Origin of the sequence: Pseudobutyrivibrio sp. OR37 (genome assembly GCF_900113655.1) — a bacterium.
In the GTDB taxonomy this organism is placed as follows: domain Bacteria; phylum Bacillota; class Clostridia; order Lachnospirales; family Lachnospiraceae; genus Pseudobutyrivibrio.
Window position 1 is genome coordinate 15573 of the sequence record NZ_FOQF01000006.1, and the last position, 22889, is coordinate 38461.

The 22889-nt window shown below is 39.0% G+C and carries 20 protein-coding genes; 15 read left to right on the forward strand and 5 right to left on the reverse strand.

Annotation, left to right across the window (positions count from 1 at the left end; translation table 11 throughout):
* The first annotated feature begins 69 nt into the window (after positions 1–69).
* From BM097_RS04245 to BM097_RS04265, 5 genes are all read left to right on the forward strand, one after another.
* Entirely contained in the window at positions 70–3390 is a 3321-nt protein-coding gene (locus BM097_RS04245; RefSeq protein ID WP_143084953.1) for a hypothetical protein, read from the forward strand.
* A gap of 106 nt (positions 3391–3496) precedes the next feature.
* Positions 3497–3913, forward strand: coding sequence for a hypothetical protein (locus tag BM097_RS04250; protein ID WP_090546226.1), 417 nt, complete (start codon positions 3497–3499; stop codon positions 3911–3913).
* Between the two features lie 58 nt (positions 3914–3971).
* Positions 3972–4175 carry a hypothetical protein gene (locus BM097_RS04255; RefSeq protein ID WP_090546228.1) on the forward strand — a complete coding sequence of 68 codons (204 nt, stop codon included), beginning with the start codon at positions 3972–3974 and terminating at the stop codon, positions 4173–4175.
* Positions 4176–4352: 177 nt separating this feature from the next.
* Positions 4353–4622 (forward strand): hypothetical protein, encoded by a 270-nt coding sequence (locus BM097_RS04260; RefSeq protein WP_090546230.1) that lies wholly within the window; start codon positions 4353–4355, stop codon positions 4620–4622.
* Between the two features lie 15 nt (positions 4623–4637).
* Positions 4638–5339, forward strand: a complete 702-nt coding sequence (locus BM097_RS04265) for a hypothetical protein (RefSeq protein ID WP_090546232.1) — start codon at positions 4638–4640, stop codon at positions 5337–5339.
* 127 nt (positions 5340–5466) lie between these two features.
* On the opposite strand, the gene BM097_RS04270 is transcribed toward BM097_RS04265, so the two are convergent.
* On the reverse strand, positions 5467–6252 hold the full coding sequence (locus BM097_RS04270) for a hypothetical protein (RefSeq protein WP_090546234.1): 786 nt from the start codon (positions 6250–6252) through the stop codon (positions 5467–5469).
* Between the two features lie 643 nt (positions 6253–6895).
* Between BM097_RS04270 and BM097_RS04275 the strand changes: the two genes are divergently transcribed.
* The 3 genes from BM097_RS04275 (at position 6896) to BM097_RS04285 (ending at position 8183) form a co-directional block, all read left to right on the forward strand.
* Positions 6896–7138: a type II toxin-antitoxin system Phd/YefM family antitoxin gene (locus BM097_RS04275; RefSeq protein ID WP_090546236.1), complete on the forward strand. Its 243-nt coding sequence runs from the start codon at positions 6896–6898 to the stop codon at positions 7136–7138.
* Positions 7122–7541, forward strand: coding sequence for a type II toxin-antitoxin system VapC family toxin (locus tag BM097_RS04280; RefSeq protein WP_090546238.1), 420 nt, complete (start codon positions 7122–7124; stop codon positions 7539–7541). Before BM097_RS04275 ends, BM097_RS04280 begins: the two co-directional genes overlap by 17 nt.
* Before the next feature lie 285 nt (positions 7542–7826).
* On the forward strand, positions 7827–8183 hold the full coding sequence (locus tag BM097_RS04285) for an HD domain-containing protein (RefSeq protein ID WP_090546240.1): 357 nt from the start codon (positions 7827–7829) through the stop codon (positions 8181–8183).
* A 903-nt stretch (positions 8184–9086) separates the two neighbouring features.
* Here the strand turns inward: BM097_RS04285 and BM097_RS04290 are convergent.
* The 4 genes from BM097_RS04290 to BM097_RS04305 form a co-directional block, all read right to left on the reverse strand.
* Positions 9087–10061 (reverse strand): glycoside hydrolase family 43 protein, encoded by a 975-nt coding sequence (locus BM097_RS04290; protein ID WP_090546242.1) that lies wholly within the window; start codon positions 10059–10061, stop codon positions 9087–9089.
* Between the two features lie 20 nt (positions 10062–10081).
* On the reverse strand, positions 10082–10909 hold the full coding sequence (locus BM097_RS04295) for a carbohydrate ABC transporter permease (RefSeq protein WP_090546244.1): 828 nt from the start codon (positions 10907–10909) through the stop codon (positions 10082–10084).
* Positions 10910–10921: 12 nt separating this feature from the next.
* Entirely contained in the window at positions 10922–11806 is an 885-nt protein-coding gene (locus tag BM097_RS04300; protein WP_090546246.1) for a carbohydrate ABC transporter permease, read from the reverse strand.
* 96 nt (positions 11807–11902) lie between these two features.
* On the reverse strand, positions 11903–13189 hold the full coding sequence (locus tag BM097_RS04305; protein ID WP_090546249.1) for an ABC transporter substrate-binding protein: 1287 nt from the start codon (positions 13187–13189) through the stop codon (positions 11903–11905).
* 322 nt (positions 13190–13511) lie between these two features.
* On the opposite strand from BM097_RS04305, the gene BM097_RS04310 reads away from it, so the two are divergent.
* From BM097_RS04310 to BM097_RS04340, 7 genes are all read left to right on the forward strand, one after another.
* Positions 13512–14396, forward strand: coding sequence for an AraC family transcriptional regulator (locus BM097_RS04310; protein ID WP_090546252.1), 885 nt, complete (start codon positions 13512–13514; stop codon positions 14394–14396).
* Between the two features lie 153 nt (positions 14397–14549).
* The gene (araA, locus tag BM097_RS04315) at positions 14550–16049 is read left to right on the forward strand and encodes an L-arabinose isomerase (RefSeq protein ID WP_177197368.1); all 1500 of its coding nucleotides are present in this window, start codon (positions 14550–14552) and stop codon (positions 16047–16049) included.
* A 163-nt stretch (positions 16050–16212) separates the two neighbouring features.
* The gene (gene fsa, locus BM097_RS04320; protein ID WP_028235785.1) at positions 16213–16869 is read left to right on the forward strand and encodes a fructose-6-phosphate aldolase; all 657 of its coding nucleotides are present in this window, start codon (positions 16213–16215) and stop codon (positions 16867–16869) included.
* Between the two features lie 28 nt (positions 16870–16897).
* Positions 16898–18493: a xylulokinase gene (locus BM097_RS04325; RefSeq protein WP_090546254.1), complete on the forward strand. Its 1596-nt coding sequence runs from the start codon at positions 16898–16900 to the stop codon at positions 18491–18493.
* Positions 18494–18618: 125 nt separating this feature from the next.
* Positions 18619–19314, forward strand: coding sequence for an L-ribulose-5-phosphate 4-epimerase (locus BM097_RS04330; protein ID WP_072918251.1), 696 nt, complete (start codon positions 18619–18621; stop codon positions 19312–19314).
* A gap of 642 nt (positions 19315–19956) precedes the next feature.
* Entirely contained in the window at positions 19957–20286 is a 330-nt protein-coding gene (locus tag BM097_RS04335) for a metal-sensing transcriptional repressor (protein ID WP_090546256.1), read from the forward strand.
* Positions 20287–20307: 21 nt separating this feature from the next.
* On the forward strand, positions 20308–22854 hold the full coding sequence (locus tag BM097_RS04340) for a heavy metal translocating P-type ATPase (RefSeq protein WP_090546258.1): 2547 nt from the start codon (positions 20308–20310) through the stop codon (positions 22852–22854).
* Positions 22855–22889 lie beyond the last annotated feature (35 nt).

Sequence of the window (22889 nt, forward strand, 5' to 3'; positions counted from 1 at the left end):
AGCATTGTACTCAAGCTCGCAGTACTTAACATTACGACGGTGGTTGATGCCACCTGAAATCTCGCAATCATGATAGAACAAATATGTCTTACCGTGATATTCCACGATAGAGTGGTGTGTTGTCCAACCAAGTACTGGCTCAAGGATGCGTCCCTGATATGTGAATGGTCCGATAAATACTATTCAGATTATTCAGATGCATCTGGTTCACATTCATCAAGAGGCCAGAATTTAAGTTATAACACTATTTTTGATGGTTTCTTCGGAAATACAGTTGCAGCCAATAAGGAATTTTTACCTGAATTACTTGGATATCCAGGATATGAGGCTGCTGATACAGAAAAAACAAATGGCCTTATGAAGACTATTGTTACAACATATTTAAGCAATCCTCAAAAATATAAAGGATTTGCAAAAGGTATCATTCAACTTACAGCAGACGGAACATATATTGGAACTACAATTGATGACCCTAATAATATGTTCAACAATGATTCTGTAAAGTACAATGGATATTCGTACGACAAGTACATCTTAGCATGTCTTGCAAGCTTCTATAAAGAAGTAGATGAATATGGTGAGCCTTACTTAAATGAAGCGCAAAATAAATGGGTAGAATCATATACACATTGGCTATATACCGATTATGCTGATAGAAGTTCTAGCTCAATAGCTGCTAAATATCCTAAGGTATATGACTTAATTGCCAGAAGCTCTTATGCCTCTAATAATGAAAGAGGTCTTGGAAATCGCTTCTTTGAATATGTTGTAAACTCAGGTTTTGGCGGTGGTAAGTGGCTTAATCAAAACAATAACATTAATATTGTTGGTCTTGATGGCTGGGATAACCTTGTAACACTTATTGAATACGCAGGTGGCTGGTGTGGACAGCATGAACGTGAATCTGATTGTACCTACAGAGCTGAATGCGGTAGCGAGTTTAATAAGGGCACAGATCCTATTGTCTATGCTTTAATGAAAAATGGCACAGCTGATGCTTATTTAAAATATGCATCAAAGACAAATAAGGTTTATTGCAATAGAAAAGATAGAGATAACCCAGATTATCTTACACGCTTTAAGAATAAACACATGGGCGTAGGTGCTGAGCCAGGTTTACTTGGATCAAGAATTATGGTTGCAAATAAACCATATAGTAACACTAAAGAAGAACATAAAGATGGCACGGCCAGTACAACTTATTCTGCTTCTATAAAGGGTACAACTAGCTTATATGCACATCCAAATACAAATGAAATATTCTTTAAAAATGGTTGGACAAACAGCTATTTAGGCGGATACAAAACTGGCGAATACGTTAAAGGAACTGACAATAAGTCAATCTATAAATGTATTTCGGCAATTCCTGAAGCCACAAAATGGTCTGATAAGGAAATGTCTGTAAATGGATATGGTTATATCGCTAGACCTATTGCAGACGATAAGGGCAACTTAATCAGATATGAGATATATAGAAATAATAGCTATTATCCATATAGTTTTGACACATGGGATAAAAATAAGCAATACAAGAATGGCGATATAACAAAACATGCTGTTGGAGAAGTAGCCCACTTGTTTAAGAACGTATACACCTCTAGCATAAATCCTATCACATGGGATAAAAAGTCTATTGATATCAGTAATGGACGATATATTGTAGTAGGAACAGGAAAAGATCGTAAATATTATAAATATATTGGTACAAAGAGATTATATTTTGTCTCATGGGAAAAGGATCATACTTATTATAAAGGTGACTTAGTAAAAGATGGCAATGCAACTTATACTGCATTAGTTAGTAATCCAGATAAAACTAAAAAGCCATCTGCAAATAAGACTGAGTGGGAAAAGTCTACATCATACACTTACAAAGAGCCAGCAAACGATAAGAATAATTGGTTAGCAGTTAGTTGCTTTAATACTTCTAAGGATTATACAAATGATCTTTGGGAGGACATGGGCAAATTTGCAGATCTTAAGCCTAATAAAAATACAGATCAATGGTCTTATTGTTATGATTTAGTAAACCCATCAAAGGATACAACTCATTGGACAAGCGTAGATGTTGATAACTCTCTTGGAAATATGTTTGCAGATAATGCAAAATACATTCTATTCCCAAAAACAGTTGCATTTACTGCTCATGATGCTGATAATGGCGGCGTTCAGGGAGCTCCAGAAAATAGTACTAAAAACTTAACCACAATGAAGATTGAAACAGATGAACGTACTATCCCTCAAAAAGAACTTACATTTTCACCTGGATATTTCGGTTTTAAACCTAAGATGGATTCATCAGGTCGAGTAGTCATTAAGGACGGTAAGATAGTATCTTCTGGAGACTATGATTACGAAACATTTTTTATTAAAGGAAACAATCCAAAATATTCATTTGTCGGTACTGATGGAAATACTTATACAGGAACATATAGCGGAACTGATACACAGTGGGATACAAAAGTATCTGCTAAGCAAATTGGTACAGCTCTTTATTTAGGTGATCTTGAGATGCTTTCGAATGAAAGAAAAACTGCTAAACTAGTAATTCACCTTTCTTCGACACAATATCAATACTACAATGGTCTTGGTTACGGTGGTGGCAGTACTTCTGCAACAATCGACTTCCCTAACTGGTGCTACACAATCAGAGCTCCTAAAGACTGTGCGATTAAAAACCATAAATATACATCAAAGGTTGTATGGGAAAGTGAAGTAAGAAAGGGTGTAACACATTACCCTAGAGCTCATTTTGAGCATGTCTGTGAGAAATGCTTACATACACTTGAGCCAGAGAAGGCTGATGTAATTCCTGAGTTATCAGCAGATGGTACACAGATTACATATAACTGTACAGATCCTTTGACTAAACAAAAATTTAGAAGAGTGGTTTATTTAAGTGGACAATCCGGTAACTCCTTTAAATTAAACGGTAACACTAAAATTACAGGTACTCCAAAAGCTCATCCATGTAAGAATGAGTCAACAGGAACTAACACAGTTCATGCTGCAGGTTCAAAATCACAGGCTAAATGGGGTGGTATATATAAGGAAGCTAGTACATCTGTAAGCTTTACAATTCCAGCTGGATATATTCAAGCAGGTGCGCAGTCCATAACACTTAAGTATGCTTATAGTGAAAACCTTGAAGACTTAAATATCCTACTTAAGGATAGAAAAGGTAATACAATAGCCACAAATAAAAATCATGGCACTATTTCATCAAAAATTGATTTGTCAAAAGGATACATCGATGACTCAAAGCTAAATGGTGCATATTTAACAATAGACGCTAGAGTTTCTACAAAAACCTATGCAGCTACTGATGATTCAGAGCCAGCTAATGCTTACACATTTATTAGATTTGATACTTTAGAGGTCAGATACTAATAGTAACTTAATAAAATAAATACAAAACCACTTGCTACTTGAATTTGAAGGCAGGTGGTTTTTGTGTTTAGTTTGAAAAATAATGATTAGTAAAAGGAAGCACAATATGAAAAATAATAATAAAGAAACAGTAAAAACAACATTTAATTGTCCTATCGACTTAAGAGACCGACTTGAGACATTAATAAATGATAACATTGGACAATATACACCGGATGAAATAATGGAAATTCTATTAACAAAAGCACTAGTTTTGGTAGAATGTGATAATATATCATTTGATTCGGCCATTAAGGCAAATAATAAATATGAAGAAATACATTATGTTCTTCTCGACATACGTGGCCCCCAAAATAGTTTTTCAGTTGAACAGCTATTCGATGATAAGCTTATACATAATAAATACGATATTTGCGGTATTTTAGCTAAAACGGAATATGATGCTACAGGTAATAAAGCACAGCTAAACAAATCAGATAAAGAAGCAATTAAAGAAATAATTAATCAGTTGAATAAATGCTAAATTCAGCAGATATAGTGTATCACATTAACGCTAACACAGTGAATTATGGAGGTAAATTATGAATAAAGTATATATTACAAACATTACATCAGATGTTTTAAACACTGATGGTAGAACTGAAATTTCAAATTTGAAACTTCACAAGCTTATTTGTGACCGTCAAATAGAAAACGGAGCATTAGAGCGACAGGTTGTTTCTATTTTAGATTTTAAAGAATATCAATCTGTATTATCTAATGGTTATTATATTGTGAACGACTAAGCTCTCGAAGAATGTAATGACATTGCTATAGTTGCATCATCTAACTCATTTTCTTGACGATAACAAAAGCTAATTGTTTTATCACTTCCAAGCTGCGAAGAATTAAAAATGTATGTTATCTAAAAATTATTTAACATCCTTAATCAACCAAGAATACAAAAACAAAGGAGATTCGATATGAATAAAATAGCTACATTTACAAATGAAGTCTATCAGAATGCAATAGAAGAGAAGGATTTAGAATTTATAGCCACTTCACATCAGGCTTATTTCGAGTTAGAAACAGAATGCGGTAAATGCCTAGTTGGGCTTGATACGATTTTAGAATGTATATTGGTTGCTGAAAAAGCTGAGCAAATCCCTAAATTAGGTAACTCCTTCTGGCAACAAATTGAAGAGCGCTACGGAATAAACTGGTACAATTATAGTATTAATTATGACAAATAAACCCGAGGTCAATACATGGTTGAGGTAAAATATCATTTAGGAAAATCTAAAATTCATAATGTAACATTAGATGATTTTGTAGAAACAACAAAAAAGAAAGCTCCCCATTATTCAATAGATAATCCAGCGGATATGCTTCCCATTAATACAGAAATATTACAATTAGCTCACGATTACTTTGATAAATGTATATATATCATTAGAAAAACAACAGGCCTTGTTATATCAGACAATTTAGCAGAACGAATCGCTAGAGATTATATGGCACATCCTGGCTATATGACTTATGATGTCACAAGAGAAAACGTCCCCTATATAATGGATCGTTGCATGACAGGAATTGGGCTTGTTAAAAGAAAGATTGAAAAAGATAGCCCTATATATAAATTATTAGAAAGCAAAAAAGAGATAAGTTTAGTTCCAGATGGAAAAACAAAAACAGGTATTCAATTATACAGAATAGAAAGTACAATCGGATACTTAGAATTAATGTTTAATGTATCTAATTACAAATTTAGAGGCGACTCAACATCTGGACTTAAGGAGTATCTAAAATTACATATAGGTATTCCTGATGGCAATGGGACTTATGATACTTATTCAGAAAATGAAATAGAAGTTGACCCTTTTTTCTTTAATAAAATGATTTACTCAAAGAGACCATTACCACCAAGACCAGAAATAGTTGATATAGCAAACAAGTACTTAGTTATATAAAATAAACTTGCTATATATAAAACGTATCAAATCACAATACGATAAATTACAAAAGTAAAAAATAAGACCCTAGAGAATTTACTCTAAGGTCTTTTATAATTAAAGAGGTTTATATGAGAAATATTTGTTAGTCAAATATTGGAGTCCCTTCACCACCACATGAATAGTCTATATTAGCTGTTTCATGAGCATAAGCCTGGCCCTCACCATTAGCCCACTCTGCAGCTCTATCTTCAGCGGTGTTTCCATAATATGCATCTACTTCAGCAAAATCATATACAGGTGTCCATTCACCAGCTCTGAAGTACTGACCAGGAGCATCACCCTTATAAAGCTGTCCAAATGTATAATGCTGACCAGTCTTATCATTTACGCAAGCATTATTGATTGTTGAGTCAGGATCATCAAGAGAAGCTGCATCAATAAATGAAGGGATTGACTGATTCTCCTTACCTGTTGAAATTGACTCTGAAATAGCCTTCTTTGTAGCAGGATCTGCACTAGCCATCTGTGCGCCTGTTGCAATTCTGCCTTCAGCTGCACCAAACTGGATAAAGTGCTCTACATAAGCCTCTAAATTATCACCATAAACTTCCTTGATATCTGGATTAGCAAGTGCATAGATAGAAGCGTTAAATGTAGCAGAAGCATCTCTGCCCTCGTAAATACCACTTGTCATATAGTGATTAAGTAATGTAGCTGGATCTGTTCCAAGGACTGCTACTACATCAGCGTTCTTTTCTGCATAATACTTAGCATCAAATACCTTTGCAATAACTGAAGCATTAAGGTTCTGCTTTACTACCTGTGTTTGAGTTGCTGGAGCTTCTGCAGCGTGTGCTACAAGTCCTGTTGATGACATCATACCAACCATACCTACAAGTGCGAGTGTTCTTACAAAATTCTTTCTCATAATATCTTTTAGACCTCCAAAATAATGAAATTCTTTTACTAATAATTACAAAATACTATCTAAATTTATTATTGTCAAGTATTTGTAACGTTGTTTACATATTAAATAATGTCAGGGTTAAAGATAAAGGGTATCAAAATAGAGGGAAATTTGAAAAAAATATTATTTTTTTTAATATAGAATAATGTAGAGGGAATAATCTATAAATGATATAATGATAGGCGTTGCCACCCCTAGACAGGCACAGGAAGGGGGTGTTGGCTTGGAAATTATCACATCATTTCTAATCTCTGTTATGGCAAGCGTAACCGCCTATTACATTTGCAAATGGCTCGACAGAGGTGACGATGGCAATGAGCCTAAGGCATAAGCCACCTTGACCAAAACGGCATAGAAAAAGCAAGGAACCGCCATTCCTTGCTTTTTTTGTTAGCTTGTATAGAAATAATCACATCATTTCTTTGCCTATGTTCATTATAACAATTCAATCTAAAATGTCAAACATGTTATAAACCCCGTCAATAAATCTTGCTAATCAAATATAACTTATTACGCTAGGTATTTTCAAGTTTATTATACATGATTAAATATTAGCTAATTTATGATATAATTAAATTAGCTAACAAGAAAGGAGACTATTATTATGGTAGAAGCAATAGCAACCGCTACAGAAATGAAAAATCAGTTTGGCAAATACTTGCAGATGATCATAAATGGAAATGAAGTTATCGTAACTAAGAACGGACAGGAAGTAGGCAGATTTATTCCAAAAGCTAAAACAGTATCTTATCTTACAGATTCCCTCACAGGATTATTAAAGGGCAATTATGATTATGACGATGCTAGAGAGGAAGCTTTAAAAGAAAAATATGAAATTACTGATTGATGCAAATATAATACTCGATGTTCTTCAAAAGAGAGAACCGCACTGTAAATATTCTGCTATCATCTGGAAGCTGTGTGAGACTCGTAAAGTCACAGGATATGTTTCTGTACTTACCTTTATGAACATGGTGTATATCTTGAGAAAAGAGCTTACTCCTGAGAAAGTCGAAGAAACTTATAAAGCTCTTTCCTTAATCTTTACTTTTGAGGATCTAACCGAAGAAGATGTTAAAAATGCGCTTATGAAAAAGCAAAAAGACTTTGAAGATGCCGTACAGATGGAAACAGCTGAACGGGTCGGTGCTGATTTTATTATCACAAGAAATGTAAAAGACTTCATAAAGAGCTCTATACCGGCATATACGCCACTGGAATTTATGCAACGTATAGAATTTGATGATTAGTAAAAAAATTCACAACGAAAAAAAATATATATAGTCTCTATTATTTAAAATAAAAAAACGTTTTGAAAGCAAGACATAGAAAAAGCTAGGAGCCGCAACTCCTAGCTTTTTTGCGTTAACATTGTTAAGTATATTAACTTCGTTTCTTTGCCTATATTCATTATAACAACCTATTTTGTTTTGGGCAATTGAATAAAAATATTTTCCATTATTTAGAAGAAGATAAGACTATTACTATTATAAGTAAATAAAAACAAATAACACAGCGCAGGAAAGGAATAGAATATGCCAGATTCTAAGTATATAGGTATATCAGAAGATAGATTGCATCACATGCTGGGAGTAGCAAGAAAAGCATATAAGATTGCTCTTGAGCGAGGCCATAACAAAACATTTGCAACGAAAATGTTTGTTATAGGTTGGAATCATGATATTGGATACGAATTTTCAAAATATCAAGAAGAACACTCAATGGTATCTGCAGCAATACTGTCAAATGCTTTTTATGATGAAGGCCAAGATTTAGGCAAGAATGGTGGTAGCACAATAAACGCTATATATAGTCATGGTCTGTATACTGAAGAGAAAACTGAAGAATGGATAATACTAAATCAAGCTGATATGCAGGTTGATATTATTTAGCAGTCAGGATTACCTTGGCTGTTATTGTTTTATAGAGGTGGTTTTTGTATAATAATCGCTGGAGCTACCATTTACGGTAGGCGGTATAGCCTTCGACTAGGGTACTGATAACCCTATTTAAGATAATCCGTCATAGAGCGGAAATACTTGCGGAGGTACACTTTTATGTTTACAATTTCAGATTTTGTAGCTATTACTGGATTATTATTTACTTCATTTGCACTCGGCTACAAAATTGGTCGAGATAGCAAAACAAAAAAGTAGCCGCCCCTGCCTGAGAAACTAGGACGGCTACAAACGTCTTTTATGAATCGGGCTAAACCGTCTATCGGTAGCTCTTTTTTGTATCTACATAATATCATTAATGTTCCCTATCGTCAAATTCCCATACATTAGAAAAAACCGGGGTGGATCTATATCACTTGATACCTCGGGCAAAACAAAATAGAGGAAAATAGTGTAGTGTTACGTAAAACCAGTGAAAATATGAATTTGTGCTGTAATGAGATTAGGCAGTGTGGCGTAACTAGGCTACACATATTAAAAATAGCGGAATACACTTTAATCAACTAAAGTAAAATTAAGGAATAATAGAAAAACAGCCCAATATCAGCGAAATATTACGGTAAAAAGCACTTATTTATAGCAAATTGCCGTAGCTCCACAAATCTCAAAGCCACACAGCCCGCTGAATCCCTGAAAACGCGGTGGCGGCCTGCCACAGCCCCCCACCTTCAAACCTGCTTGACTAATCTGTACCCAATAAATGGGAGTGTGTCAATGACGCGTCAGTGCCGAAGGGAATCATTGATACACTCCCATTTATTGGGTACCCTCTCGCCAGCAGGTTTAACACAAAAAAAGAGGCTAGCCAACCTGCTAGCCTCTTATAAAACCTTATTCTTACTTATACTCCGGTGTAATAGTCTTAATAGTACCATCAGCATTGTACTCAAGCTCGCAGTACTTAACATTACGACGGTGGTTGATGCCACCTGAAATCTCGCAATCATGATAGAACAAATATGTCTTGCCATGATATTCCACGATAGAGTGGTGGGTTGTCCAACCAAGTACTGGCTCAAGGATGCGTCCCTGATATGTGAATGGTCCGTAAGGACTATCTGATATCGCATATACGATATAGTGTGTTGTACCTGTTGAGTAAGAGAAGTAGTACTTGCCGTTGTGCTTGTGCATCCATGGGTCCTCGAAGTATCTTCTGTCTTCATCGCCAGCGAGAAGCTCGTTGCCGTTTTCATCAAGGATTACAACATCTGAAGGAGCCTTAGCAAATTCGGTCATATCATCTAACATTGGTGCAACCTTTGGCCATACAGCGTGTTCATTTTTTTCTGGCTCTGTGCCGTTTGGATCAAATGTGCCTGTGCGGTATTTCTCAAGCTGACCGCCCCAAAGGCCTCCGAAGTAGATGTAAACCTGTCCGTCATCATCGATGAAAGAGCAAGGATCAATACTGAAGCTTCCCTTTATGTAGTTAGGTCTTGGAGTAAATGGGCCGTATGGCTTTTTGCCATCGGCGATACCAAGTCTGAAGATTCCATCTTTGTCTCTTGCTGGGAATACTAAGTGGTATGTGTCGTTTTTGAAGACACAGTCTGGAGCCCACATCTGTGTGCTAACCCATGGCACATCATCCTGATGTAATACCATGCCGTGGTCTGTAACCTCGTCGCTGTTTTCATCCATAGAGAAGATGTGATAATCCTCCATCTGGTATTCATCACCGTTGTCATTGTCCTCGCCATTGTGAGGAATGTCGTGTGAAGGATAGATGTAAATCTTGTCCTCGTACACGTGAGCAGAAGGATCTGCTGTGAATAGTTCAGTAACTAGGGGTTTGTTTTGTGTTTTCATTATTATTCTCTCTTTTCTCCTTATCCTTTCACAGCCCCCGCAGTCAATCCATCTACAATCTGGTTAGAGAATGCGCAATATACAATGATTGTTGGTATGATTGCGATGATGATGGCTGCAAACATCTGTGAGTAGTTTGTATTATAAGGTCCAACGAATTTTGAAAGAGAAACAGGAAGTGTTTTCTTCATATCGTCGGATATAAATACCATTGCAAGTAAAAGCTCGTTCCAGTTGCCTACGAAGGTCATAAGGCCTGTAACGAAAAGTCCTGTCTTTCCAAGTGGAAGACATACCTTAAAGAAAATCTGGTAGATTGATGCGCCGTCGATGCAGGCACTCTCAATCAGTTCGTTTGGCATTCCCTCGAAGAAACCAACCATGATGAAAATGGTGATTGGAAGAGAGAAGGTCAAATATGGAAGAATCAAGCCTGTAAGGCTGTTTGATAAGCCAACCTTTGCAAAGCGAGTGAAAAGTGGAATCAATACGCAGTGTACAGGAATCATCATTCCAGTAAGGAAATATACAAGTGCTAAATGTGAAAACTTCCAGCGTAATCTTGCGATTCCGAAGGCTGCCATGGAGCCGATAATCATGCTAAATAAAAGTGTTACAACGCAGACGATGAAAGAATTAAGTGTTGCGATGCCAAGCTTTCCAGCAGTCCAGGCAAAGGTGAAGTTTTCAAAGGTTGGATTCTGTGGTAAAGCAAATGGAGCTGTGAAAATCTCCTTGTTTGTTTTGAAGGCCACATTAAAAGTCCAAAGTAGTGGTGCTAAATATAGCACTGCCATCAGCACCAAAAAGATATAAATGATTATTTTCCAAATAGATACTTTTTTCATGTTCACGCCCTCCTACATCTCGTAAGGCTCGGTTTTTACAACCTTATTTATAAACAATGTTACAGCCAAGCAAAGCACAAGCAATAACACGCCGATTGCGCTGGCGTAGCCGTATTTGAAATACTTAAAGCCTTGCTGATAAAGGTGTGTTGCAAGAACCTCGGTCTTGTGATTAGGACCACCTTCGGTCATGTTGAAAATCATGTCGAAGAACTTAAGTGAGCCGATGGCGTTAAGAGACATTGCTGTAGCAACCATTGGTCTTACAAGTGGAAGAGTGATGTATCTAAAGCTCATTGCCTTGCTGCAGCCATCGATGTAGCTGGCTTCATATAATGATTTGCTGATTCCAGAAATCTGAGCCATGTAAAGCATCATTGACTGTCCAACATACTGCCATAAAGCAACGAATGCGATTACCCACATTGGAAGGATGATGAAGCCTTTTGTATCCATGAGCCAAAGTGGACCTTCCATTCCCATTTTCTGAAGTAACTGGTTGATACCAAGCTTTGGGCTGAAAATGAACATCCATAGCAAACCAAGTGCTGCTGATGAAAGAACACATGGTAGGTAGATGATGTTTTTAAAAAGATTTCTTCCTTTATCTATATTGGTTAGAAGGGCTGCTAAAAACAGACCCATAATAAGCTGAGTTACGCAGGAATAGATGAGAAAGAAGATAGAGTTTTTAAGTGCAATCTTTAAAGTCTTATCTCCAAGTAATCCCTGATAGTTTTTTAATCCAACAAATTTTGCAGGTGTCAGTGCGTTGTAATCACAAAAAGAGTAGTAAACAGACTGACAAATTGGAATAAATAAAATAAAAGTAAATAGTATAAGGGCAGGCGCCATAAATATGACGATGGCCTTTTTGTTTCTTAATAATTTATCCATAACCTTACTTCCTTAATGTGCTCATTTTGATAAAAGAATAGGGGCGCAGGGAAGTTGCGCCCCATACAATAAAGGTATTGAAGAAAAAGAATGTTATTAACGGCAATTTGCCTCGTAAAATTCTTCCATATCGGTAGCAGCCTCAGCTGGTGTCATATCACCAAGGAATACTGATACCATTGTGTCATCAAAGTGTGAGCCTGTCTCTGTTGTAGGCATTGACTCGTTGTAGAATCCGAATGTACCCTTCGCATTTTCAAAGATGTCCATTACGTAAGCAAGCTGTGCAGGAGCCTTTGAAGCATCGTACTCAACCTTTGTTACAGGAATCTTTCCACCAACCTCTGCTGTGTACTTCTGAGCTGTGTCATCTGTAAAGTACTTCATGAAAGCTGCGCAAGCCTCTGGGCACTTTGTAGAAGAGCTCATGCAAAGTGAATCTGACTTAGCGATAAGTCTTTCACAACCTGGGAACTGGAATACACCACAGTTAGCTTCGAATTCTGGGTTCTCACCGTTGATCTGGCCGATTGCCCATGAACCCTGGATAAGGATAGCAGCTTCTTCGTTGTAGAAGTTTGCTGTAGCTACATCGTTTGTGTCACCAGCTGCTGTAGGCTGGAAGTACTTTGAAAGCTCAACAAGCTTTGTAGCTGCTGCTTCAAGCTTTCCATCTTCCCAAGAAGCGCTACCATCTGCAAGCTTAGCAAGGTCAACGCCTTCTTCCTCACAAAGGTAACCAGCTACCATTGATAAGCACCAAGCTGTACCAGCTGAAATTGTGATTGGTGTGTAACCAGCCTTCTGAAGCTTGTCACATGCTGTAAGCATTTCATCCCAGTTTGTAGGAACTTCAACGCCTGCATCCTCAAACATCTTTGTGTTATAGAAACAGCAAGCAGCAGCTGTGTTAAGAGGTACTGCATAAATCTTGCCATCGTATGTCTGCTGTGTGAATACTGCGTCACTTGTGAAGGTATCCTTCCAACCATCTGCAAGATAGTCATCAAGTGGAGCAGCGATGCCAGGAGCTACATAATCTGTAAGCTGTGGTCCTGGGCTGACAATAAATACATCAGGAGTTTCCCCAGCTGCAACTAATGCATTCAACTTGTCGTAATATTCTTCAAGGTTTGTAGTAACAACATTTACATGATACTTACCTTCGTAATCTTTGTTGAATCTTTCAACGTTCTCTTTGTATCCGAGAGAGATAAGATCCTGTGTGGCATCAAGGTCATCCCAGAACATCCAAGTGATTTCCTGAACGCCATCCCCGCCTGAAGAAGCTGTGTCTCCAGAGCTACTTGTACCACCGCATCCGGTTAATAGAGATGCAGCCATGATTGTTGATAGTAGTGTTGCTAAAAACTTTTTTTTCATTACCGTTCTCCTTCTCATATGAAATTTGGATGAATCCCCAACAATTCATCCTGTGTTACTTGTTAAATTTAATGTAGCATACAGTATAGTCACATTCTTTTGAATTATTGTTTTTTGATTATCAAAAATTGCCCTAGAAAAAACTTGAAAAATCGGCACTTTATTCAAATATACCTAAATTAAAAAAATCGAATAGTGCATAATGTATAAATATAATCGTAACTAAAGGACAACTTTTGAAAAAAGTCTTGCAATTTTTGCTTATAAACGCAACAATTAATAGTAGCAATTACTTCTAATTCTTGCTGGAAAGGGAAATGTTATGATTGAAACTTTAGATGGTATTTTCGAGACCGTAAATTATAAGAATAGTACTAATTTAAAACTTTACGATAATGTTCAATATGAAGATTATCCAATGCACTGGCATCCTGCTCTTGAGATTATCATGCCTGTAAATAATGGATATTATATGCAATTTTCTAATTCTTCAGTGGAGCTTAGAGAAAGGGATATCTGCATTATTTGTCCTGGCTGCATACATGGAATCAGTGCACCTAAAACAGGACGAAGAATCATTTTTCAACCTAACACTACGTATTTACGATATATGAAGGAGGTTGAGGTGCTTATTGCAATTCTTTCTCCTTACGCTGTAATCACGCCAGAGGAATACCCTGATATACATGAGTCTCTTGCTAATATGCTGCTTGAAATCAGAGAGGAATATCTTAAGGGAAATTCTTATTCTGAGGTAGATATTTATAGCAAGTTTTTGAAAATGCTTGTATTAATTGGAAATAATTATACTGTCCCTAATAATAAGGATAACGACATAAGCTCTATGTCCAGAGAAAATTATGCAAGCAAGCTTTTGGAAATTTGCGATTATATCAATGCCCATTGTACAGAGGATTTAAAGCTTGACGAGGTGGCAAATAAAAGTGGATTTAGTAAATTCTATTTTGAAAGATTGTTCAAGCAGTTCACAGGCGTAAGCTTCTATAGATATGTAAACCAAAAGAGAATCGCCAGGGCCCAGGAGCTACTGATTGAACCAGGCAATTCGGTAACGGATGTTGCTCTTAGCTGCGGCTTTATGTCTATATCTTCTTTTATAAGAATGTTTAAGCTCCAAAAGGGCTGCACTCCAACGGAATTTAAAAACATGTATTGGAGTACAGAGCAGAAAACCATGATACGATAAGTCCACTTGTACATGGTGGAATTCACTTGTATACCCACCGCTAATCAGCGTAAAACTGGAAAAGAATCATTACGGAATACAACTTGTGTATACTTGCAAACAAGTTGTATTCTTTTTTTAGGTACTAAAACACAAGCGGAGGGTAAAATTATTATGAAAACACAGCTTAACTACAAGTTTTGGTTCTGTACAGGATCACAGGATTTGTACGGTGACGAGTGCTTAGAGCACGTTGCAGCACATTCAAAGGAAATCGTTGATTGCTTAAACAAGTCTGGCCGTCTTCCTTTTGAAGTTGTATGGAAGCCAACAATGATTACAAACGAAGTAATTAGACGCACATTTAACGAGGCAAACAATGATCCAACTTGTGCAGGTGTAATCACATGGATGCACACATTCTCACCAGCAAAGTCATGGATTTTAGGACATCAGGAATTTAGAAAGCCACTTTGCCATCTTCACACACAGTACAACCGTGAGATTCCATACGAGACAATGGATATGGATTTCATGAACGAAAACCAGGCAGCACACGGCGATAGAGAATACGCTCACATCCTTTCAAGAATGGGTATCGAGAGAAAGACAATTGTGGGCTTCTGGCAGGATGCAGAGGTTCAGGACAAGCTTGGTTCATGGATGCGTACAGCAGTAGGTGTTGTAGAATCTAGCCACATCCGCGTTATGCGTGTAGCTGACAACATGAGAAACGTTGCAGTTACAGAAGGTGATAAGGTAGAGGCTCAGCTTAAGTTCGGTTGGGAAGTAGATGCTTATCCAGTAAATGAAATCGCGCAGGCTGTTGAGGCTGTATCTCAGTCAGACGTAAATGTACTTGTAGATGAGTATTATGATAAATATGATATCTGCCTTGAGGGCAGAGACCCAGAGGAGTTCAAGAAGCACGTTGCAGTTCAGGCACAGATCGAGCTTGGCTTCGAGAGATTCTTGGAGGAGAAGAACTATCAGGCAATCGTTACACACTTTGGTGACCTTGGTTCACTTAAGCAGCTTCCAGGTCTTGCAATCCAGAGATTAATGGAAAAGGGCTATGGCTTTGGTGCTGAAGGTGACTGGAAGGTTGCAGCTATGGTTCGCCTCATGAAGATTATGACAACAGGCATCAAGGATGCCAAGGGTACATCAATGCTTGAGGATTATACATACAACCTTGTAAAGGGTAAGGAAGGTATCATCCAGGCTCACATGCTTGAGGTTTGTCCTTCACTTGCAGCAGAAAAGCCACAGATTAAGGTCCAGCCACTTTCAATGGGCGACAGAGAAGATCCAGCTCGTCTTGTATTCCAGTCAAAGGAAGGCAAGGGTGTTGCTACATCACTTATCGACCTTGGCGACAGATTCCGTCTCATTATTCAGGATGTAGATTGCAAGAAGGTAGAAAAGCCACTTCCAAAGCTTCCTACAGCAATCAACTTCTGGACACCACAACCAGATTTCTACACAGGAACAGAGGCATGGCTCCTTGCAGGTGGTGCACATCATACAGCATTCTCTTATGACCTTACTGCAGAGCAGATGGGTGACTGGGCAGCTGCTATGGGCATCGAGGCTGTATTCATTGATAAGGATACAAAGATTCGTGATTTCAAGCGTGACCTTGCACTTGGAAATCTTGTATACGGAAAGTAATCCTGCTGGTTGCTGAGCTATTGAAGTAAAAATTGTGCCATTACAAAGTCATTTATTTGATTGAAGCCAGAAAGCAAAACATATACACTTTAATTAGTGTGAAGCAGTAACGCTTTCATGAGTAATTAATGTATTGGCATGGCCAAAGAAAGAAGGAGAAAAAATGAAGTTATTCGTTGATACTGGAAAAATTGAGGACATTAGAAAAGCAAATGATTTAGGAGTTATCTGTGGTGTTACAACAAACCCATCTCTTATCGCAAAAGAGGGTGGACGTAGCCAGGAAGAAATCCTTAAGGAAATTGCTTCTATCGTAGATGGCCCTATCTCAGGCGAAGTTAAGGCTACAACTGTTGATGCAGAAGGAATGATTAAGGAAGGCCGCGAAATCGCAGCTCTTCATCCAAACATGATTGTAAAGATTCCTATGACACTAGAAGGTCTTAAGGCTGTTAAGGTTCTTTCAGCTGAGGGAATCAAGACAAACGTAACACTTATCTTTACAGCAAACCAGGCTATTCTTGCTGCAAACGCTGGTGCTACATACGTTTCACCATTCCTTGGACGTCTTGATGATATCAACCAGCCAGGTATCGAGCTTATCCGCGATATCGCTGACATCTTCGACATCTATGGATATGAGACAGAAATCATCGCTGCATCAATCCGCAATCCAATCCACGTTCACGATTGCGCACTTGCAGGTGCTGATATTGCAACTGTACCATACAAGGTAATCGAGCAGATGGCTGTTCATCCACTTACAACAGCTGGCATCGAGAAATTCCAGAAGGACTACATCGCCGTATTCGGTGAGTAAAACACAATAACCTAGGGGGAATTTGCGAATGAATATAAATGAGGTGATTGCTGAGGGCAAGAAAACTGCTCTTGGTATTGAGTTTGGTTCTACACGTATTAAGGCGGTTTTGGTTGATGAGAGCAACAAGGTGCTTGCTCAGGGCGACCATGAGTGGGAGAACCATTTAGATAATGGCATCTGGACATATCCTCTTGAAGAGGTATGGGCTGGCGTGCAGGATTGCTACGCAAAGCTTAAGAAGGATGTTAATGACAAATATGATGTAAAGCTTACAAAGATTGGTGCTATTGGATTTTCAGCAATGATGCATGGATATCTTGCATTCGATAAGGATGATAATCTTTTGGTTCCATTTAGAACATGGAGAAATACAATCACAAGCGAGGCTGCTACAGAGCTTTCTAAGGAGCTTAACTTCAACATGCCTCAGCGTTGGAGTATTTCACATTACTATCAGTGCATTCTTAATAAGGAAGAGCATGTTAAGAATGTAGCTTACTTTATGACACTTGCAGTATATGTTCACTACAAGATGACAGGCCGTAAGGTTGCAGGCGTTGGTGAAGCATCAGGTATGTTCCCAATCGATTCAAAGACTTGCCAGTATGATAAGGCAATGCTTGAGAAGTTCAATAAGCTTGCAAATGCTCACGGCATCACTACAAAGGTAGAGGATTTACTTCCAGAGGTACTTGTAGCAGGTGATGATGCAGGTACACTTACAGCTGAAGGTGCAAAGCTTCTTGATCCAACAGGCGAGCTCGAGCCAGGCTGCCCACTTGCTCCACCAGAAGGTGATGCAGGTACAGGTATGGTTGCTACAAATGCTGTTTCAGTTGGAACAGGTAATGTATCAGCTGGTACATCAGTATTCTCTATGGTAGTTTTAGAGAAGGCACTTTCAAAGCCATACGAGGAAATCGATATGGTTACAACACCAACTGGTGAGGCTGTTGCAATGGTTCACTGCAACAACTGTACATCAGACCTTAATTCTTGGATTGGAATTTTCAAGGAGTTTGCAGATGCATTCGGCGTAGATGTTTCTATGAATGATATCTACGGAACACTTTACCGCAAGGCTCTTACAGAGGATGCAAACTGCGGCGGCGTTCTTTCTTACAACTACTTCGGTGGTGAGCCAGTAGTTGGTGTAAACGAAGGACGTCCTATGGTTGTTCGTCAGCCAGATGCAAAGTTTACACTTGCAAACTTTATGCGTTCAAATCTTTACGGAGCACTTGGTGTTCTTAAGATAGGTAACGATATTCTTCTTAAGGAAGAAAAGGTTTCTATCAAGTCTATTACAGGACACGGTGGATTCTTTAAGACAAAGGGCGTTGGTCAGTCTGTACTTGCAGCTGCACTTAATGCACCAATCACTGTAATGGCAACAGCTGGCGAAGGCGGCGCTTGGGGTATGGCAGTACTTGCAAACTACTGCATCCGCGACGACAAGAGCCAGAAGCTTCAGTCTTACCTTGATGAAAAGGTATTCGCAGGACAGGAATCTACCACAATGGAGCCAGACCCAGAAATGGTTAAGGGCTACGACGAGTGGATTGCAGAATACAAAAAGGCACTCAAAGCCGAGGCTTGCGCCGTAGCGGAGTGGAGATAGTTAGCCGCTTGGATATTAGATGAGTCCGTAGGTAACAAGCTATTATATTTCTCAAGAGAGGCGTGTTGCCGAACGGAGAAATATAATGCTTGTGACCGTAACGGACGGACTAGGAGAGAGATAAGATGTTAGAAGAGTTGAAGAAGCAGGTGTACGAGGCCAACATGGAGCTTCCAAAGCGTGGTCTTGTAACATACACATGGGGCAATGTTTCCGGAATCGATAGAGAATCTGGAATATTTGCAATCAAGCCATCTGGCGTAGAATATGAAGATTTAAAGCCAGAGGATATGGTACTTGTAAATCTTGATGGTGAGGTTGTAGAGGGCAAGTATAGACCAAGCTCTGACACAGCTACTCACTGTGAGTTATACAAAAAGTACGAGAATATCGGTGGAGTTGTCCACACTCATTCTACTTATGCAGTAGCATGGGCACAGGCAGGCCGCGATATTCCGCTATATGGAACAACACATGCAGATTACTTCTGCGGTACAATTCCATGCACAAGAAACCTTACTGAAAAGGAAATCGATGAGGCATACGAAGTAAACACTGGTAAGGTAATCATCGAGACCTTCGAAGACAGAGGAATCAATACAAAATATGTGCCAGGCGTTATCTGCAAGAACCACGGCCCATTCACATGGGGCAAGGATGCAGACCAAGCAGTGTACAACGCAGTTGTACTTGAAGAGGTTGCTAAAATGGCACTCTTCACAGAGCAGGTAAACCCACAGGTTAAGCCAGCTCCAGATTGTATCCGTGACAAGCATTTCAACCGTAAGCACGGCGCAAACGCTTACTACGGACAGAACTAAACAAACATATATGCAGAAACTAACATAAAAAACATAAAGAAACTAACATGCGTGGGCGGTTCGTAATGAACCGCCCTTTTTAATATATAAAACTGGATACAGACCAATATTTTTTAAAGAAAATCTTGCTCACAAAGCCAAGTTCTTGTTGATCTATCATTATAATAGCAGCAAGAATTGATGACTTAAGTGTATAGTAAAAAAATGAATTTTCACTTAACAAAAAATCCTGTCAAAGTTAAGTGAAAATGAGAAAATAATTTTTCCACTTAAAATCACAAATTCCTGTTAAGTTTTCTCAGAAGAAAAAATTTTTCACTTAACTTTTTTGCTCATTTTTGCGTTGATTAATACTAGAGTTAAGTGGAAATAGAGAATATCTATTTTTTACTTAACATGAATTTAAGTGGAAAAATACATTTTGCTATAAAACTTAACTTTAGTTCAAAATATTTAATCAAAGTTAAGTGAAAATATTTTTTTCTTTTTCCCACTTAACCCATTTTCCGATTTTTAAGTGGTAAATGGAAAATGGGAAAATTCACTTAATTATAAATAGAATTTGACAAATACCCTGTGGGGGTATATCATGGCAATATAAGAGATACCCATATGGGGTATATGTATATAGGAGTTACAATTATGGGAAATAAGGAAGAGATTACTGTAGAAGCATGTGAATGCTGCTGTTCTGGCAAGCACAAAAGCCGTGATGACAAGGAATATAAGGATTTAATGAATCGTCTTAAGCGTATCGAGGGCCAGGTGAGGGGCGTTGAGAATATGCTTGAGAAGGATGCTTATTGTACTGATATTCTGATGCAGGTTTCTGCTATAACATCAGCACTTAACAGCTTTAACAAGGTACTTTTAGCGAACCATGTAAAAACCTGCGTGGCTGATAATATCCGTGAGGGGAACGAGGATGTTGTGGATGAGCTTGTAGGTGTTTTACAGAAGCTGATGAAGTAATCCGGTTAGAAAGGATATATTATGGAACAATACAATGTTACGGGAATGAGCTGTGCTGCTTGTCAGGCCAGGGTGGAAAAGGCTGTTTCGGCTGTACCTGGTGTTGACAGCTGTGCCGTGAGCCTGCTTACTAATTCCATGGGTGTAGAGGGCAGTGCAGATGCAGCAGCTATCATAAAGGCAGTTGAGTCTGCTGGCTATGGAGCCAGTGTTAAGGGGCAGGCTTCGGATGCAGGCAGTACGATTCCTAATTATGATAATGAATTAAAGGATACCGAAACTCCCAAAATCAAAAAGAGACTTATTGCATCGGTTATTTTGATTCTTCCCCTTATGTATGTGAGCATGGGGCACATGATGTGGGAATGGCCATTGCCTGGATTCTTAGATGGTAACCATATCGGTATGGGAATCTACCAGTTGATTCTTGCAGCAACAATCATGGTCATCAATCAGAAGTTCTTTATCAGTGGATTTAGAGGGCTTATTCACGGTGCGCCGAATATGGACACACTTGTTGCTTTAGGTTCGGCTGCATCCTTTATTTATAGCGTGTATACACTTTTTGCAATGACGACGGCACAGTTGAATGGAGACTCAACAAGAGTGATGGAGCTGATGCATGAGTTTTATTTCGAATCTGCAGCCATGATTCTTACTCTTATCACTGTGGGAAAATTGCTTGAGGCTATTTCCAAGGGCAGAACCACAAATGCTCTGAAGGATTTGATGAAGCTTGCGGCAAAAACAGCTGTTGTCATGCAGGATGGTAAAGAGGTAGAGGTTCCTATAGAACAGGTAAAAATAGGCGATAAGTTTGTAGTACGCCCAGGAGACAACATTCCTGTGGATGGAGTTGTGGTGGAAGGCAGCAGCGCTGTTAACGAAGCTGCCCTTACAGGTGAAAGCATCCCTGTGGATAAGACAGTTGGGGATACAGTATCTGCAGCTACCAGCAACGAAAGCGGATATATGGTTTGTGAGGCCACTCGCGTTGGAAAGGACACCACTCTTTCCCAGATTATCCAGATGGTCAGCGATGCAGCAGCCACCAAGGCGCCTATCGCAAAGATTGCAGATAAAGTGTCAGGGGTATTTGTACCAGCTGTTATAGCTATAGCTGTTGTTACATTTATTATATGGATGCTTGTAGGACAGTCAGTCGGCTTTGCTCTTGCCAGGGCCATATCGGTGCTTGTAATCAGCTGCCCATGTGCACTGGGACTTGCAACACCGGTTGCCATTATGGTAGGCAACGGCATGGGTGCAAAAAATGGCATCATGTTTAAGACCGCTGTATCACTGGAAGAAACAGGAAAGACTCAGATTATTGCACTTGATAAAACAGGCACCATCACAAAGGGCGAACCAAAGGTTGTAGGAATTTTCGAAGCAGAAGGCGTTGATGATGTAGATTTACTTAGAGTAGCCTTTGCCCTTGAAAATAAATCCGAGCATCCGCTTGCAAAAGCCATTGTAGAAAATGGTCTTGAAAATGGCATGGAGCCAGCAGAGGTTACAGGCTTTGAAGCATTGTCAGGTCATGGCATCAAGGCTGAACTGGATGGCGAGATAACTGTTGGCGGCAACCTGGAGCTTATAAAGAAATACGTTGATGTAAGCGATGAGATAGTAGGCCTAGCCGACAGGCTTTCAGAAAAAGGCGAGACACCTTTATTTTTCGCAAAGGGCGGAACATATCTTGGTATCATTTCTGTTGCAGATGTAATAAAGGATGATTCAGCAGAAGCAATAGAACACCTTAAGAATCTAGGCATTCACGTAGTAATGCTTACAGGTGATAACGAAAAGACTGCACAGGCTATTGCCAAGGAAGCTGGAGTTGATGAGGTTATATCAGGCGTTAAGCCAGATGGCAAGGAAGAGGTAATCAGAAAGCTTCAGGAGCATGGCAAGGTTGCCATGGTAGGTGACGGAATAAATGATGCGCCAGCCCTTACACGTGCTGATATCGGAATAGCCATCGGCGCAGGCACTGATGTGGCAATAGATGCTGCTGATGTGGTAGTGGTAAAAAGCAGATTAAGTGATGTGGCTGCAGCCATAAGACTTAGCAAGGCCACACTTAGAAACATCCACGAGAATCTATTCTGGGCATTCTTCTACAACGTAATTGGAATACCTCTTGCAGCAGGTGCTTATATACACGCCTTCGGCTGGACTCTCAACCCAATGTTTGGAGCAGCCGCAATGAGCCTTTCAAGCTTTTGCGTTGTAACAAACGCCCTAAGACTAAATCTACTTAAAATGCATGACAGCTCAAAGGACAAACCAATGAGAAACACTTTGGGCCACGATATGCTTATTAATAACAATGTAACAGTTAAGGAGGAAAACAATACTATGGAAATTACAGTTAATGGAATGATGTGCATGCACTGCGAAGCGCACGTAAAGGAAGCTCTTGAAAAGATTTCAGGAATCGAGGAGGCTACAGCAAACCACGAGGCCAACCTTGTAACCCTTAAAACTTCAGCCGACGTAGCCGAAGCCGATATCAAGGCTGCCGTAGAAGCTGCCGGCTACGAATACGTAGGCATCAAATAATCCCCGCCCCACAGGCACTGCCACCCGCTGGTACC

Coding starts and splice junctions, on each gene's coding strand:
- araA (WP_177197368.1), top strand. CDS start 14,550: ATGAAAACACAGCTTAACTACAAGTTTTGGTTCTGTACAGGATCACAG.
- BM097_RS04265 (WP_090546232.1), top strand. CDS start 4,638: ATGGTTGAGGTAAAATATCATTTAGGAAAATCTAAAATTCATAATGTA.
- BM097_RS04250 (WP_090546226.1), top strand. CDS start 3,497: ATGAAAAATAATAATAAAGAAACAGTAAAAACAACATTTAATTGTCCT.
- BM097_RS04330 (WP_072918251.1), top strand. CDS start 18,619: ATGTTAGAAGAGTTGAAGAAGCAGGTGTACGAGGCCAACATGGAGCTT.
- BM097_RS04285 (WP_090546240.1), top strand. CDS start 7,827: ATGCCAGATTCTAAGTATATAGGTATATCAGAAGATAGATTGCATCAC.
- BM097_RS04275 (WP_090546236.1), top strand. CDS start 6,896: ATGGTAGAAGCAATAGCAACCGCTACAGAAATGAAAAATCAGTTTGGC.
- BM097_RS04260 (WP_090546230.1), top strand. CDS start 4,353: ATGAATAAAATAGCTACATTTACAAATGAAGTCTATCAGAATGCAATA.
- BM097_RS04300 (WP_090546246.1), bottom strand. CDS start 11,806: ATGGATAAATTATTAAGAAACAAAAAGGCCATCGTCATATTTATGGCG.
- BM097_RS04340 (WP_090546258.1), top strand. CDS start 20,308: ATGGAACAATACAATGTTACGGGAATGAGCTGTGCTGCTTGTCAGGCC.
- BM097_RS04255 (WP_090546228.1), top strand. CDS start 3,972: ATGAATAAAGTATATATTACAAACATTACATCAGATGTTTTAAACACT.
- BM097_RS04310 (WP_090546252.1), top strand. CDS start 13,512: ATGATTGAAACTTTAGATGGTATTTTCGAGACCGTAAATTATAAGAAT.
- fsa (WP_028235785.1), top strand. CDS start 16,213: ATGAAGTTATTCGTTGATACTGGAAAAATTGAGGACATTAGAAAAGCA.
- BM097_RS04245 (WP_143084953.1), top strand. CDS start 70: ATGATAGAACAAATATGTCTTACCGTGATATTCCACGATAGAGTGGTG.
- BM097_RS04305 (WP_090546249.1), bottom strand. CDS start 13,189: ATGAAAAAAAAGTTTTTAGCAACACTACTATCAACAATCATGGCTGCA.
- BM097_RS04325 (WP_090546254.1), top strand. CDS start 16,898: ATGAATATAAATGAGGTGATTGCTGAGGGCAAGAAAACTGCTCTTGGT.
- BM097_RS04295 (WP_090546244.1), bottom strand. CDS start 10,909: ATGAAAAAAGTATCTATTTGGAAAATAATCATTTATATCTTTTTGGTG.
- BM097_RS04290 (WP_090546242.1), bottom strand. CDS start 10,061: ATGAAAACACAAAACAAACCCCTAGTTACTGAACTATTCACAGCAGAT.
- BM097_RS04280 (WP_090546238.1), top strand. CDS start 7,122: ATGAAATTACTGATTGATGCAAATATAATACTCGATGTTCTTCAAAAG.
- BM097_RS04335 (WP_090546256.1), top strand. CDS start 19,957: ATGGGAAATAAGGAAGAGATTACTGTAGAAGCATGTGAATGCTGCTGT.
- BM097_RS04270 (WP_090546234.1), bottom strand. CDS start 6,252: ATGAGAAAGAATTTTGTAAGAACACTCGCACTTGTAGGTATGGTTGGT.